This is a genomic window from Pseudomonas sp. 3A(2025), from assembly GCF_054589175.1.
Window position 1 is genome coordinate 321,351 of record NZ_BAAILM010000095.1, and the last position, 12,077, is coordinate 333,427.

Genomic DNA, 12,077 nt, shown 5'->3' on the forward strand with positions numbered 1-12,077 from the left:
GCAGTTTGCCATTGTCGTCAGACAATCATTTTTTCGCGACCGAAGCGCTCAGGCCCAGGTAGTCGAGGAGAATGCGCCCGGTCTCGGCCAGATAGGCGTCGTCCTCGGGTTTGGTCTTCTCGTCTTCGACCGGTAGCGCTTCTTCGTCTTCCTTCTTCAGTTCCTTGAGCGGTTCTTCGCCCTTGGCCTTGCGGCGGGTGTTTTCCAGCGCCAGTTGCTTGTTTTCGATAGACGCATGCTCGGCACGGCGGTCCACTTCGTTGAGGCTGACGGTTTTCTCGTTCATCAGTTGCTTGGCCAGCGCCAGGCGGTCTTCGATGAACACGAACTCGGCATCCTTGACCTTGCGCTGGTCGTGGCGCGCCTGCAACTGCGCCAGGAACGGCTTGAACGGGTCGCTGGCCGGGCGAATCGCCGGGCGGATGCTGTCCCACGGCATGGCTTCGGGCAGCGCGCTTTCGCCGATTTCCTTGGTGTCGATCAGCGACGGGTAGGTGATGTCCGGCACCACGCCCTGATGCTGGGTGCTCTGCCCGGAAACCCGGTAGAACTTGGCCAGGGTCAGCTTCAGTTCGCCATGGTTGAGCGGCTGGATGGTCTGTACCGTGCCCTTGCCGAAGGTCTGGCCACCGACGATCAGTGCGCGATGGTAGTCCTGCATGGCGCCGGCGAAAATCTCCGAGGCCGAGGCCGACAGGCGGTTGACCAGCACCGCCATCGGGCCTTTGTAGAACACGCCCTTGGCTTCGTCTTCGAGCACATCGACCTTGCCGTCGGCATTACGCACCAGCACGGTCGGGCCTTTTTCGATGAACAGGCTGGTCAGCTCGGTGGCTTCCTGCAGCGAGCCACCGCCGTTGTTGCGCAGGTCCAGCACCAGGCCGTCGACTTTCTCGGCCTGTAGCTCGGTCAGCAGTTTCTTCACGTCGCGCGTGGTGCTCTTGTACTCGGGATCGCCGGCACGGTAGGCCTTGAAGTCCAGATAGAACGCCGGGATTTCGATGACGCCCAGCTTGTAGTCGCGCCCGTCCTGATTCAGGTGCAGGATCGACTTCTTGGCCGCCTGCTCTTCAAGCTTGACCGCTTCACGGGTGATCGACACCACTTTGCTGGTCTGGTCATTCGGCGCATTGCTGGCCGGGATGACCTCAAGGCGCACCACCGAACCTTTCGGCCCGCGGATCAGCTTGACCACTTCGTCCAGGCGCCAGCCAATGACGTCGACCATTTCCTTGTCGCCCTGGGCGACGGCAACGATCTTGTCGGCCGGTGCCACCTGCTTGGTCTTGGCCGCAGGACCTGCCGGCACCAGACGCACGATCTTGACGTTGTCATTGTCGCTTTGCAGCACCGCGCCGATGCCTTCCAGCGACAGGCTCATGTTGATGTCGAAGTTTTCCGCGCTGTCGGGCGACAGGTAGTTGGTGTGCGGGTCATACGACATCGCAAAGGAGTTCAGGTACGCCTGGAAGATGTCCTCGGCGCGGGTCTGGTTCAGACGCGCCAGCTGGTTCTTGTAGCGCTTGGTCAGCAGTTCCTGAATCTTGGCGGGCTCTTTGCCGGCGATTTTCAGACGCAGGACTTCATCCTTGACGCGCTTGCGCCACAGGTCGTCCAGTTCGTTCTGGCTCTTTGCCCAAGGGGCTTCCTTGCGGTCGACCAGCAAGGTTTCCTTATCGGTGAAGTCCAGTTTGTCGACGCCCTTGGCAAGCTCGGCGAGGACGAAGTCCATGCGTGCCTTGCTGCGGTCCAGGTAGCGCTTGTAAATAGTGAAGCCGGCGTTCAGGTCGCCACTTTTGAGAAAGTCGTCGAACTGGGTCTGCCACTTGTCGAACTCGGCGATATCGCTGGCCGTGAAGTAGCTGCGTGCCGGGTCGAGCAGCTTGAGGTAGCTGTTGTAGATGATGACCGAGCGTTTGTCGTCCAGCGGCGGCTTGCTGTAGTGGTGGCGCTTGAGCAGCTCGACGACATTCAGGCTGGCGATCACTTCGTCGCGATCGGGCTGAAGCTTGTCCCAGCTATTGGCGGCGAAGGTGCTGGCCGACATCGGCAATGTGCTGAGGCCGATGAGCAGGGCGAGGGCGGTGCTTGGGAATAAATGCTTCATGCTGATTCGACGAGTAGACAATTGATCACGCATATTAGGCCGTCTTAAAGATCGCCGGTTCCATGGACCCGGTCGCATAATGCAAAAGCCCGGGGCATACGGCCACGGGCTCAGTCCTGACTCACTATGGAGGCACTGTGAAGGCATTGCAAGGCGTTAACGGACATGTGGAATGGGTCCAGGCACCCGCTCTGGCGCTGGATGTCGGGCAGGTTCGTATCAAGGTGGCGGCGGCCGGACTCAACCGCGCCGACCTGTTGCAGCGCGCAGGCCACTATCCGCCACCACCTGGAGCCAGTGAATTCATTGGCCTGGAATGCGCAGGCGTGATCAGCGAGGTCGGCCCTGGAAGCAGTTGGCAGGTGGGCGACCGGGTCTGCGCCTTGCTGGCCGGCGGCGGTATGGCAACCGAGGTGGTTGTCGATGGCCGCCATGTGCTGCCAGTGCCGGAAAACCTGACCCTGGCCGAAGCGGCCTGTCTGCCGGAGGTGTACGCCACGGCCTGGTTGAACCTGTTTCAACTGGCCGCGCTCAAGCCCGGTGAGAAAGTCTTGCTGCATGCCGGCGCAAGTGGAGTTGGTTCAGCGGCCATTCAGCTCTGCAAGGCGTTTGGCAGCCCGGTATGGGTCAGTGTCGGCTCTGCCGGGCGCCTGGACTACTGCGTGCAACTGGGCGCACAGGGCGGCGTCATTCGTGGCGAAGGACTCGACGGTCTCAAGGCGTTTGCGCCGTTCAATGTGATTCTTGATCCGGTAGGCGGCAATGACTATGCAGCCCTCAACCTCAAACTGCTGGCTCAGGACAGCCGCTGGGTCCTGATCGGCTTGATGGGCGGACGCCAGGCGCAACTGGACATGGCGCAGATACTGGGCAAGCGCATTCATGTGCTGGGCTCGACCCTGCGCAGCCGCGACGATCAGTTCAAGGCCGACCTGATCAGCGAGCTGGGCCAGCAGGTCTGGCCGCTGTTCGCCGAAGGCCGCCTCAGCCCGCAACTGGCCCGCACCTTCCCGATCGAACAGGCTGAAGCAGCCTTTGCCGAACTGGAAGGCAATCAGGTCAGCGGTAAAGTGGTACTGGTTATCGACGAAAGCCTGGTCTGACGCGTTATTTCCAGCGATGCACCGGCCAGCCGGCCTGTTGGGCGTGTTCCAGCAGTGCCGGATCGGGGTTGACCACGTGTGGATAATCAACGGTTAACAGCAGTGGCAGGTCATTGCGTGAGTCGGAATAGAAGCTGGCGCCCTCAAGGTTTTCACCTTCGGCGTCCAGCCATTCCAGCAGGCGGGTGACCTTGCCTTGCTGGTAGGTCAGCACACCCTGCGTGGCACCGCTGTACACACCGTGCTGCACATCCAGCTCGATGGCCAGCACTTCATCGATGCCCAGACGCTCGGCAATCGGTTTGACCAGATGGATGCCCGAAGCCGAGATCACCAGAATCCGGTCGCCCTTGGCGCGGTGTTCGGCGATGGCCTTGCAGGCATCGCTGAAGATGATCGGCTCGATGAAATCCTCGACCCAAGGCTCGACCAGATACTCGATTTCTTCGGGCGTGCGCCCGGCCATCGGCTCCAGGCTGAAGGCCATGTAGTCCTCCATCGCCAGCTCGCCTGCGCTGTAGGCTGCCATCAATTCATCGTTGCGTTGCATGAACCATGCACTATCGACCCAGCCCAGCCGGCCCATCTGCTCGCACCACAGGGTGGAGCAGTCACCGTCGATAAGGGTTTCGTCCAGGTCGAAAATTGCTACAGGCATGCGTGCCTCCAATGCTGTTGAGCGGAATGGCAATGGTGAGGGCACGCCGCTACAAGTTTCAAGCTATAAGCTGCAAGTAGAAGCGGCGCGGTCTGCTTCAAGCTTGCGGCTTGAAACTTGTCGCTGCGCTCAGCTGAGAGCGCATAAGGCCGAGGTGTCAATCTTCAGGCTGACCGCCTGGCCGTCCGCGTGCAGATCATCCGCCGATCTGTTCAGTACGTCGACCACCAGGTCCACGCCGTTGGCCTCGATGCGGTAGCGGATCACGTTACCCAGCAGGCTGTGGCTGCGGATCTGGCCGTGCAGCGGGCCATCGGCACGCAGTTCGATGGCTTCGGGGCGGATGGCGATGCGGCTGGCGACCGGGCGTTGCAGCAGGCGGCTGGCGGCGTCGGCTTCCAGCAGGTTGTAGTTGCCGATAAAACCGGCCGCAAAGGCGTCGACCGGCGCGGTGTAGAGGGTTTCGGCGTCGCCGCTCTGCACGATGCGGCCCTGGTTCATCAGAAAGATGCGGTCCGACATCGTCAGGGCTTCTTCCTGATCATGGGTGACGAAGATCGTGGTCAGGCCCAGTTCGCGCTGGATGGCACGGATCTGCTCGCGCAGGTGCTTGCGAATGCGTGCATCCAGCGCCGACAGCGGCTCATCGAGCAGCAGCAGGCGCGGGCGGGTGACCAGCGAGCGGGCCAGGGCCACGCGCTGGCATTGCCCGCCAGACAACTGATGCGGGTAGCGTTTGGCGAAATCCTGCAGCTCGACCAGCCGCAGGATTTCATCGACCCGCCGCTCGCTGTCAGCGGCGCTGACCTTTTGCATGCGCAGGCCAAAGGCGACGTTCTGTGCCACGGTCATGTTGGGAAACAGCGCGTAGCTCTGGAACACCATGCCGATGTTGCGTTTCTGCGGGCTGAGCGGCACCAGGTCCTGGCCATCGAGCAGGATGCGCCCGTTGTCGACCGGGGTAAGGCCGGCGATGCAGCGCAGCAGGGTCGACTTGCCGCAACCGGACGGGCCGAGCAGGGTGATGAACTCGCCTTTGCCGATCCGGCATTGAATGTCGCTGAACACCGGCGTGCCGCTGTAGCTCTTTTGCAGGTTTTCGATACTGATAAAGCTCATGTCAGTCTTTGTCCTTGTTCAGTCGGTTGGCGACCCAGGTCAGTACCAGTACGAACAGAAAATAAGAAATCACCAGTGCGCTGTTGAAGTGGCCACTGCTGTTACGCATGTTGTTCAGGTACACCTGCAAGGTCTCGTAGCGGGTGCCGACCAGCAGGTTGGCGAACACGAATTCGCCGAACAGGAACGAAAACGACAGCAGCAAGGCGACCATCAGACCTTTGCGCAGGTTGGGCAGCACCACCAGAAATGCCGCCTGCCAGGTGCTGGCGCCAAGCAGGCGGGCGGCGTCCATCAGGTCGACCAGGTTGATGGCTTGCAGGTTGTTGGTGATGGCGCGGTACATGAACGGCAGCGCGATGGTGAAATAGCAGCCGATCAGGATCCATGGCGTGCCGACCATCGCCATCGGCCCTGAACCATAAAGCTGCAACAGGCCTACCGACGACACCACCGGCGGCACCGCAAAGGGCAGCAGGATGAGGATGTTCATCAACCCGTCCAGGCGCGGGAAGTGGTAATGCACCACGAACAGCAACGGCAGTATCAGCACCACCGACAGCAGCAGTGCGCCCACGCAGACCAGTAGCGACTGGCCAAAGGCACTCAGAAAGCGTGCATCGCTCCACAACGCCAGGTACCACTTGAAGGTCAGCCCGCTGGGCAGCACGGTGGCCGACCAGCTTGTGGAGATCGAATACAGCAAGGTGCCGGCCAGCGGCAGCAGCAGGATCGCAAACAGCACCCAGACCACCAGGCGGTGATAGAGCGAGGCAGAGCGGCGTTCAGCGCGCGACATGGTAGCTCCTCTTGAGCAGCCACTGATGCACCACGGTGACCAGGGTCATGAGCCCCACCAGAATCATCGCCAGGGCGCTGGCCATGTTCGGGTCGAGGGTAATGTCACCGGCGACCATGGCCGCAATACGGATGGGCAAGACGTTGAAGTTGCCGGTGGTCAGCGCGTACACCGTGGCGTAAGCGCCCAGTGCGTTGGCCAGCAGGATCACGAAGGTGCCGAGCAGTGCGGGTGTCAGCACCGGCAGGCCGATATGGCGCCAGAACTGCCAGGGGCTGGCGCCCAGCAAGGCTGCCGATTCGGCCCAGTCGTCGCGCAGGGCGTCGAAGGCCGGGTACAGCAACAGCACGCCGAGCGGAATCTGAAAGTAGGTGTAGACGATGATCAGGCCGGTCTTGGAGTACAGGTTGAAGTCATCGATGATCCCGGCCTGCTTGAGAATCAGGGTCAGTGCGCCGTTGAAACCGAGCAGGATGATGAAGGCAAACGCCAGGGGTACGCCGGAGAAATTGCTGGTCATGTTGGCGAACGCGCTGACGAAGTCGCGCAACTTTGAATCGACCTGATGCAGCGACCAGGCGCCGAGGGTGGCAATGACGATGCCGAACAGGCTCGACCAGAAACTGATCTCCAGGCTGAACTGGATGGCCTGGCGATAAAAGCGTGAGCTGAACGCCTTGGCAAAGTTGTCCAGGCCCCAGCCGTTGTCGGACTGCAGGCTATGGATCGCCACCCAGGCCAGCGGCGCGATCTGGAATACGATGAAAAACAGCGCAAAGGGCAGCAGGCACAAGAGGGCCAGCCATTGACCGCGGGAAAGGGGCTTCACATGAATCGCTCCCGAACAAGGCTAGAACCCTCATCGTGGAACGACCGGGCGGCCGGTCCACGATGAGGGATATCGACGATCAGTTCATCTCGATGATGACTTGCTCGTTCCATTTTTGCGGCAGGGCCTTGGCGGTTTTTTCCCAGGCATCGGGGTTCTTGATCGGTGTCACGTTCTTGTACTGCTCGTTGGGCAGCAGCTTGGCTTTGACATCGTCCGGCAGGGTGACATGCTCGGCGCGGATCGGCCGGGCGTTGCCACGGGCCAGGTTGATTTGCCCGGCATCGCTGAAGATGTACTCGCGGGTCAGCTTGGCGGCGTTAGGGTGCTTGGCGTACTTGTTGATGATGGTGGTGTAGCCGGAAATCACGGTGCCGTCGGAAGGGATCAGCACCACGAAATCATCGGGCTTGGCCATCTTGGCCTTGTAGCTCAGGCCGTTGAAGTCCCAGACCACACCGACTTCGACTTCACCTTTCTCGATGGTCTGGATGGTCGGGTTGGCCAGCGACAGGCGCTTCTGTTTGGCAATTTCAGTGAACAGTTGCAGGCCCGGCTCGATATTGGTTTCGTCGCCCTTGAAGGCGATGGCGGCGGCCAGCACGCCGTTGGCGGCCTGGGCTGCGGTGCTTACGTCACCGATGGACACCTTGTACTTGCCGGTTTTCAGGTCGGCCCAGGTTTTCGGGATTTCCGAGCCGTGCAGCAGGTTCTTGTTGACGATGAACGCGATGGTGCCGGTATAAGCCAGCGCCCAGTGGCCGTCCTTGTCCTTGGCCCACTCCGGTACTTGCTCCCAGGTGCTTGGCTTGTACGGCTGGGTTACGCCCTTGGCCTTGGCGATAGGGCCGAAGGCTGCGCCCACGTCACCGATGTCGGCGCTGGCGTTGTCTTTTTCAGCATCGAACTTGGCCACTTCCTGCGCCGACGACATGTCGGTGTCGAGGTGCTTGAGACCGTACTTGGCGGTCAGGTCGGCCCAGGTGCCTTTCCAGTTCGCCCAGTCATCCGGCATACCAACACTGTTTACCGCGCCTTCGGCACGGGCGGCGTCTTCGAGGGTCTTGAGGTCCATTTCGGCAGCAAAGGCCATGTTGCTCATGGCGATGGCCGAACCCAGCAGTGATGCCAACAAAAGGTGTTTCATCGTTGAAAGCTCCTTATTGCACGTGCGGCAAGAAGTGTTGGTTGCACAGGATGTGGTCTAGATCAGCAATACCTGAGCCAAGTTAGGCGACTTGCGTGACATTTTCGTGTCGATGGGCAATCGATTGCGGCCTCAGGTGGCGCTGGAATACAAGCGTAGACCACGGCAAAAGGCTTGAAGGACAAGGTGTTGCGTAGCGGTGTGGACTAGTCTTTGCAGCTTGCGCATGGCGCCCTGTCACAGCACGTTCATCTGCGCAATCTAGGCTGAAAAACGCTGTTCCAGGGCTATGGCATGAGTTGACCGTGCCCTTTTATAGAGCTGGTCTAGACCAATCAGGTAATGCAATGCGCGACGATGAGCCACGAGCCTTCACCACCATTTGTAACGCCCTGCAAGAGCAGATCGAGCGCGGTGTGCTCCTGCCGGGCAGCAAGTTGCCGGCCGAACGCCGGCTCAGCGAAGTGTTCGACACCACGCGCATTACCCTGCGTGAAGCCCTGGTGCAGCTTGAAGCGCAAGGGCTGATCTACCGTGAAGAGCGGCGCGGCTGGTTCGTGTCTCCACCGCGGCTGACCTATGACCTCAACAGCCGCAGCCACTTTCACGCCATGGTCGCAGCGCAAGGCCGCGAAGCGCACACGCAGTTGCTCTCGGCGCGCCTGCAACCGGCCTCGGCGGCGATTTGCCAGCGCCTGCAACTGCCGGCACTCTCCAGCGTGATCCAGATCTGCCGGGCACGGCGTATCGATCAGCGGCTGGTGCTGTATGTCGAGCATTACCTGAAGCCTGAATACTTTGCGGGGCTTCTCGACTGTGACCTGAGTCAATCGCTGACCGAGTTGTATCAGCAGCGTTATGACCTGCAATACGGGCAAGTCAATTTCGAGATGCAGCCTGCTGCGCTGCACGCCGAGGCGGCGGCAGCGCTTAAGGTTTCATTGGGGACGCCGGGCCTGTGCATTGCCAGGGTCAATCATGACCGGCAAGGCCGGCTGATCGACTGCGACCTGGAATACTGGCGCCACGACGCGATTCGCGTCAGCGCACTGATGACTGGCCACTGAGCGGCCACCGGTCACTTATTTCAGGCTGTTCGCCACCCGCTCGGCCACCTCGGCAGGCACCCAGGCGCGCCAGACGTCCGGCTGTTCGCGCAGAAAGCCCAAGGCCGCCTGACGCGGGGCCTGGCGTTGTTCGCTCATGCTTGCCAGGGTGGTGTTGAGTGGCCCGATCGGCAGGTCTACCCGTTCGAAAAAGCTCACCAGTTCCGGATACTGCCGGGCGAAGGACGTGGATACACCGATACTCAGTCGCGCCGGCAACGAGCGGCTTCCCCGCGGGGCCTTATTGTCAGGGTCCGACAGGGTCTTCCAGGCCTCGGCGTCGAATGGCGGCTCTTCGAGCTTGATAAATTTGTAGCGGCCCAGCAGCGGGGTCGGCGCCCAGTAATAGAACAGCACCGGCTGGCCACGGCGCACCGCCGAGGTGACCTCGGCATCCAGAGCTGCACCTGAACCGCTGCGAAAGTTCACGAAACTGTCCTGCAGGCCGTAAGCCTTGATCTTCTGGCTGTTGACGACTTCCGAGGTCCAGCCACTGGGGCTATTGAGAAAGCGCCCTTTGGACGGATCTTCGGCATCGCGAAATACTGTTCGGTAGCGCTCCAGGTCCTGCACCGAACGCAGATCCGGGGCCAGGGGCGCGATGCCGCGCTGGGCGTCGCCCTCGATCACGTAGGCCGGTACCCACCAGCCTTCGTCGGCGCCTTTGACGATATCGCCCAGGCCCTGGACCTGGCCGGCCTGTTCAGCCTTGAGCCAGACGGGGCTGCGGCCTGTCCACTCTTCGCCGATCACCTGGATGTCGTTGCGCGCCAAGGCGGTCTCCAGGCTGACAGTGCTGCCGGGCAGGGTGTCGGTGGGGTAGCCGTAGCCTTTCTCGACGATCTCGCGCAACACTTCGGTAATGAAGGTGCCGCTCTCCCAAGTGAGGTCGCCGAACAGGATCGGCTTGCCCTGCGGCGCGGCCAGCGCCGGCTGAGCGAGGGCGCATAGGGCAATCGACAGCACGCAGAACATTTTTCTGATTGAAATCATCCAGAGCCTCACTTGATCGTCATGGGTCAGACGGGGAGTAGAAGGCACCTTCCGATGCCACCGACGACAGATAACTGTAGCCCTGTCCTGAGGTCTGACTCGCCTGGCGATTGAAAGTGTCCGGATGATGATCTTTCAGGCTGCGACCGGGTGGGGAGCCCGGCCGCAGGGTCGATCAAGGCAGCTCGACGCTGGCGTAGAACGCGCCCAGCACTTTGACCAGATGCCCCAGGTCGTGGCTGCCGGCCAGCTCGCGGATCGAGTGCATGGCGAAGGTCGGCAGGCCGATGTCCACGGTACGAATGCCCAGGTGACTGGCGGTAATCGGGCCGATGGTCGAGCCGCAGGCCATGTCGCTGCGTACCACGAAACTTTGCACCGGCACTTCTACGGCCATGCACAGATGGCGGAAAAAGCCTGCGGTTTCGCTGTTGGTGGCGTAGCGCTGGTTGCTGTTGACCTTGATCACCGGGCCCGCATTGAGCTTGGGACCGTGATTGCCATCGTGCTTGTCGGCGTAGTTGGGATGCACACCATGGGCATTGTCGGCCGAGATCAGCAGCGAGCGCTGGATGCTGCGCACATAGGTTTCGTGATCGGGCAGGATGCGTTGCAGGGTTTGCTCAAGCATTGGGCCATCGGCACCGCACGCCGAAGATGAACCGATCTCTTCGTGGTCGGTGCAGACCAGCAGGCAGGTTTCTTCGCTGGTACTGTTCAGCAGCGCTTGCAGGCCGGCGTAGCACGACAGCAGGTTGTCGAGCCGGGCACCGGCGATGAAGTCGCCGTTCAACCCCACCACGGCGGCGCTCTGGGTGTCGTAGAAGCTCAGCTCGTAGTCGAGCACCACATCGGCGATCAGGTCGTGTTCGCGCGCCAGTTGCTCGGTGAGCAGGGCGCGGAAGTCCGGGCGCTCGTCACCGGCCACCTGTGCAACGATCGGCGGTAATTCGAGCTGGGCATTGATCGGCCAGCCTTCGTTGGCCGTGCGATTGAGATGAATCGCCAGGTTGGGAATGACGGCGATGGGCAGCTTGAAGTCGATCAACTGGCTTTCGACCCGGCCATCACGGCGAAAGGTCACGCGTCCGGCCAGCGACAGGTCGCGGTCGAACCATGGTGCCAGCAGGGCACCGCCATAGACTTCCACACCCAGTTGCCAGAAGCCCTGGCGTTGCAGTTCAGGCTGCGGCTTGACTCGCAGGCAAGGGCTGTCAGTGTGTGCGCCCACCATGCGAATGCCGCCGATCAAGGGCGAATGACGGCCCATGCGAAAGGCAATGATGGAGGAGTCGTTGCGGGTGACGTAGTAACGCCCCCCCGATTCGACTGCCCAGGTGTCGCGTTCATCCAGACGCTGGAAGCCACCGGCTTCCAGGTGTTGCACCAGTGTGGCAGTGGCATGGAACGGGGTAGGCGAGGCCTTGAGGAAGTCGATCAGGCCCTTGTTCAACTCTTCACGCATAAATCACTCCAGACAGCAATGGCGCGAGTTTAACGCATTGGCTGGCAACATGTGGTCATGCATTATTCGAGTCGTTTCAGAACGGCGCCGGGCACTCGAAGCGCAAGCGCTCACCGTTTACCGGGTGGGTAAAGCTCAGCATGCTGGCGTGCAGGCACAAGCGTTCTGACGCGGCAAGCGCTTCAGCGTGGGCGTACAGGCCATCGCCCAGCAAAGGGTGACCGATGGACAGCATGTGCACACGCAGCTGGTGCGAGCGACCGGTGATGGGCGTCAGTTCCACACGGCAATGGTCGCTATGGCGCTCGACGATTTTCCAGAAGGTCAGGGCATGCTTGCCCGCTTCATGGTCGACCACATGGCGCGGCTTGGTTGGCGGGTCGTAGCGCAATGGCAGGTCGATGCTACCGCTGTCCAGCGCCGGCTGGCCCCAGCACAGTGCGGTATAGGCCTTTTCTGTTTCGCGGTCATGAAACTGGCGCGACAGCTCGCGATGGCTGTCCGGGTCGCGGGCCAGCAGGATAATCCCGGAGGTTTCCCAGTCCAGTCGATGGACAATCCGGGCCTCGGGGAAGCCGTTTTCCTGCAGGCGAGTGATCAGGCAGTCCTTGTTGTCGTCGGCACGACCCGGAACAGACAGCAGGAAGGTGGGTTTATCGATCACCAGGACGGCGGCGTCCTGATAAATAATGCGGATGTTCGACAACGGCATGCTGGTAAAAGGCCTCATGAAAAACGCCAGCGGCGCAAC

The 12,077-nt window shown here is 61.2% G+C and carries 11 protein-coding genes; 2 read left to right on the plus strand and 9 right to left on the minus strand.

What is annotated here, in order from left to right; translation table 11 throughout:
- Nucleotides 1-25: 25 nt before the first annotated feature.
- Entirely contained in the window at nt 26-2,107 is a 2,082-nt protein-coding gene (locus ACYP2A_RS25090) for a carboxy terminal-processing peptidase (RefSeq protein WP_459748622.1), read from the minus strand.
- A gap of 137 nt (nt 2,108-2,244) precedes the next feature.
- On the opposite strand from ACYP2A_RS25090, the gene ACYP2A_RS25095 reads away from it, so the two are divergent.
- Complete coding sequence (locus tag ACYP2A_RS25095) at nt 2,245-3,210, plus strand: NAD(P)H-quinone oxidoreductase (RefSeq protein WP_459748623.1); 966 nt, start codon at nt 2,245-2,247, stop codon at nt 3,208-3,210.
- A gap of 4 nt (nt 3,211-3,214) precedes the next feature.
- Here ACYP2A_RS25095 and ACYP2A_RS25100 read toward each other — a convergent pair whose 3' ends face one another.
- The 5 genes from ACYP2A_RS25100 to ACYP2A_RS25120 all read right to left on the minus strand — a co-directional run bounded on the left by ACYP2A_RS25100 (nt 3,215) and on the right by ACYP2A_RS25120 (nt 7,762).
- Nucleotides 3,215-3,868 carry an HAD family hydrolase gene (locus ACYP2A_RS25100; protein WP_459748624.1) on the minus strand — a complete coding sequence of 218 codons (654 nt, stop codon included), beginning with the start codon at nt 3,866-3,868 and terminating at the stop codon, nt 3,215-3,217.
- Between the two features lie 129 nt (nt 3,869-3,997).
- The gene (locus tag ACYP2A_RS25105) at nt 3,998-4,987 is read right to left on the minus strand and encodes an ABC transporter ATP-binding protein (RefSeq protein ID WP_459748625.1); all 990 of its coding nucleotides are present in this window, start codon (nt 4,985-4,987) and stop codon (nt 3,998-4,000) included.
- A gap of 1 nt (nt 4,988) precedes the next feature.
- Entirely contained in the window at nt 4,989-5,786 is a 798-nt protein-coding gene (locus ACYP2A_RS25110) for an ABC transporter permease (RefSeq protein WP_459748626.1), read from the minus strand.
- Nucleotides 5,773-6,615 carry an ABC transporter permease gene (locus ACYP2A_RS25115; protein WP_459748627.1) on the minus strand — a complete coding sequence of 281 codons (843 nt, stop codon included), beginning with the start codon at nt 6,613-6,615 and terminating at the stop codon, nt 5,773-5,775. The genes ACYP2A_RS25110 and ACYP2A_RS25115 overlap by 14 nt, the downstream gene beginning before the upstream one ends.
- 79 nt (nt 6,616-6,694) lie before the next feature.
- A complete protein-coding gene (locus tag ACYP2A_RS25120; RefSeq protein ID WP_459748628.1) occupies nt 6,695-7,762 on the minus strand; it encodes an ABC transporter substrate-binding protein in 1,068 nt (355 codons plus the stop codon).
- 347 nt (nt 7,763-8,109) lie between these two features.
- On the opposite strand from ACYP2A_RS25120, the gene ACYP2A_RS25125 reads away from it, so the two are divergent.
- Entirely contained in the window at nt 8,110-8,829 is a 720-nt protein-coding gene (locus ACYP2A_RS25125) for a UTRA domain-containing protein (protein ID WP_459748629.1), read from the plus strand.
- 15 nt (nt 8,830-8,844) lie between these two features.
- On the opposite strand, the gene ACYP2A_RS25130 is transcribed toward ACYP2A_RS25125, so the two are convergent.
- The 3 genes from ACYP2A_RS25130 to ACYP2A_RS25140 all read right to left on the minus strand — a co-directional run bounded on the left by ACYP2A_RS25130 (nt 8,845) and on the right by ACYP2A_RS25140 (nt 12,038).
- Nucleotides 8,845-9,861 (minus strand): ABC transporter substrate-binding protein, encoded by a 1,017-nt coding sequence (locus tag ACYP2A_RS25130; protein ID WP_459748630.1) that lies wholly within the window; start codon nt 9,859-9,861, stop codon nt 8,845-8,847.
- 175 nt (nt 9,862-10,036) lie between these two features.
- Nucleotides 10,037-11,326: a M18 family aminopeptidase gene (locus ACYP2A_RS25135; RefSeq protein WP_459748631.1), complete on the minus strand. Its 1,290-nt coding sequence runs from the start codon at nt 11,324-11,326 to the stop codon at nt 10,037-10,039.
- Nucleotides 11,327-11,402: 76 nt separating this feature from the next.
- Nucleotides 11,403-12,038: an RluA family pseudouridine synthase gene (locus ACYP2A_RS25140; RefSeq protein ID WP_459748756.1), complete on the minus strand. Its 636-nt coding sequence runs from the start codon at nt 12,036-12,038 to the stop codon at nt 11,403-11,405.
- Nucleotides 12,039-12,077: the final 39 nt, after the last annotated feature.

Excerpts from the sequence above, each read along its gene's own strand:
- ACYP2A_RS25090 (WP_459748622.1), bottom strand. The coding sequence starts at position 2,107 with ATGAAGCATTTATTCCCAAGCACCGCCCTCGCCCTGCTCATCGGCCTC.
- ACYP2A_RS25100 (WP_459748624.1), bottom strand. The coding sequence starts at position 3,868 with ATGCCTGTAGCAATTTTCGACCTGGACGAAACCCTTATCGACGGTGAC.
- ACYP2A_RS25105 (WP_459748625.1), bottom strand. The coding sequence starts at position 4,987 with ATGAGCTTTATCAGTATCGAAAACCTGCAAAAGAGCTACAGCGGCACG.
- ACYP2A_RS25110 (WP_459748626.1), bottom strand. The coding sequence starts at position 5,786 with ATGTCGCGCGCTGAACGCCGCTCTGCCTCGCTCTATCACCGCCTGGTG.
- ACYP2A_RS25120 (WP_459748628.1), bottom strand. The coding sequence starts at position 7,762 with ATGAAACACCTTTTGTTGGCATCACTGCTGGGTTCGGCCATCGCCATG.
- ACYP2A_RS25125 (WP_459748629.1), top strand. The coding sequence starts at position 8,110 with ATGCGCGACGATGAGCCACGAGCCTTCACCACCATTTGTAACGCCCTG.
- ACYP2A_RS25130 (WP_459748630.1), bottom strand. The coding sequence starts at position 9,861 with ATGATTTCAATCAGAAAAATGTTCTGCGTGCTGTCGATTGCCCTATGC.
- ACYP2A_RS25135 (WP_459748631.1), bottom strand. The coding sequence starts at position 11,326 with ATGCGTGAAGAGTTGAACAAGGGCCTGATCGACTTCCTCAAGGCCTCG.
- ACYP2A_RS25140 (WP_459748756.1), bottom strand. The coding sequence starts at position 12,038 with ATGCCGTTGTCGAACATCCGCATTATTTATCAGGACGCCGCCGTCCTG.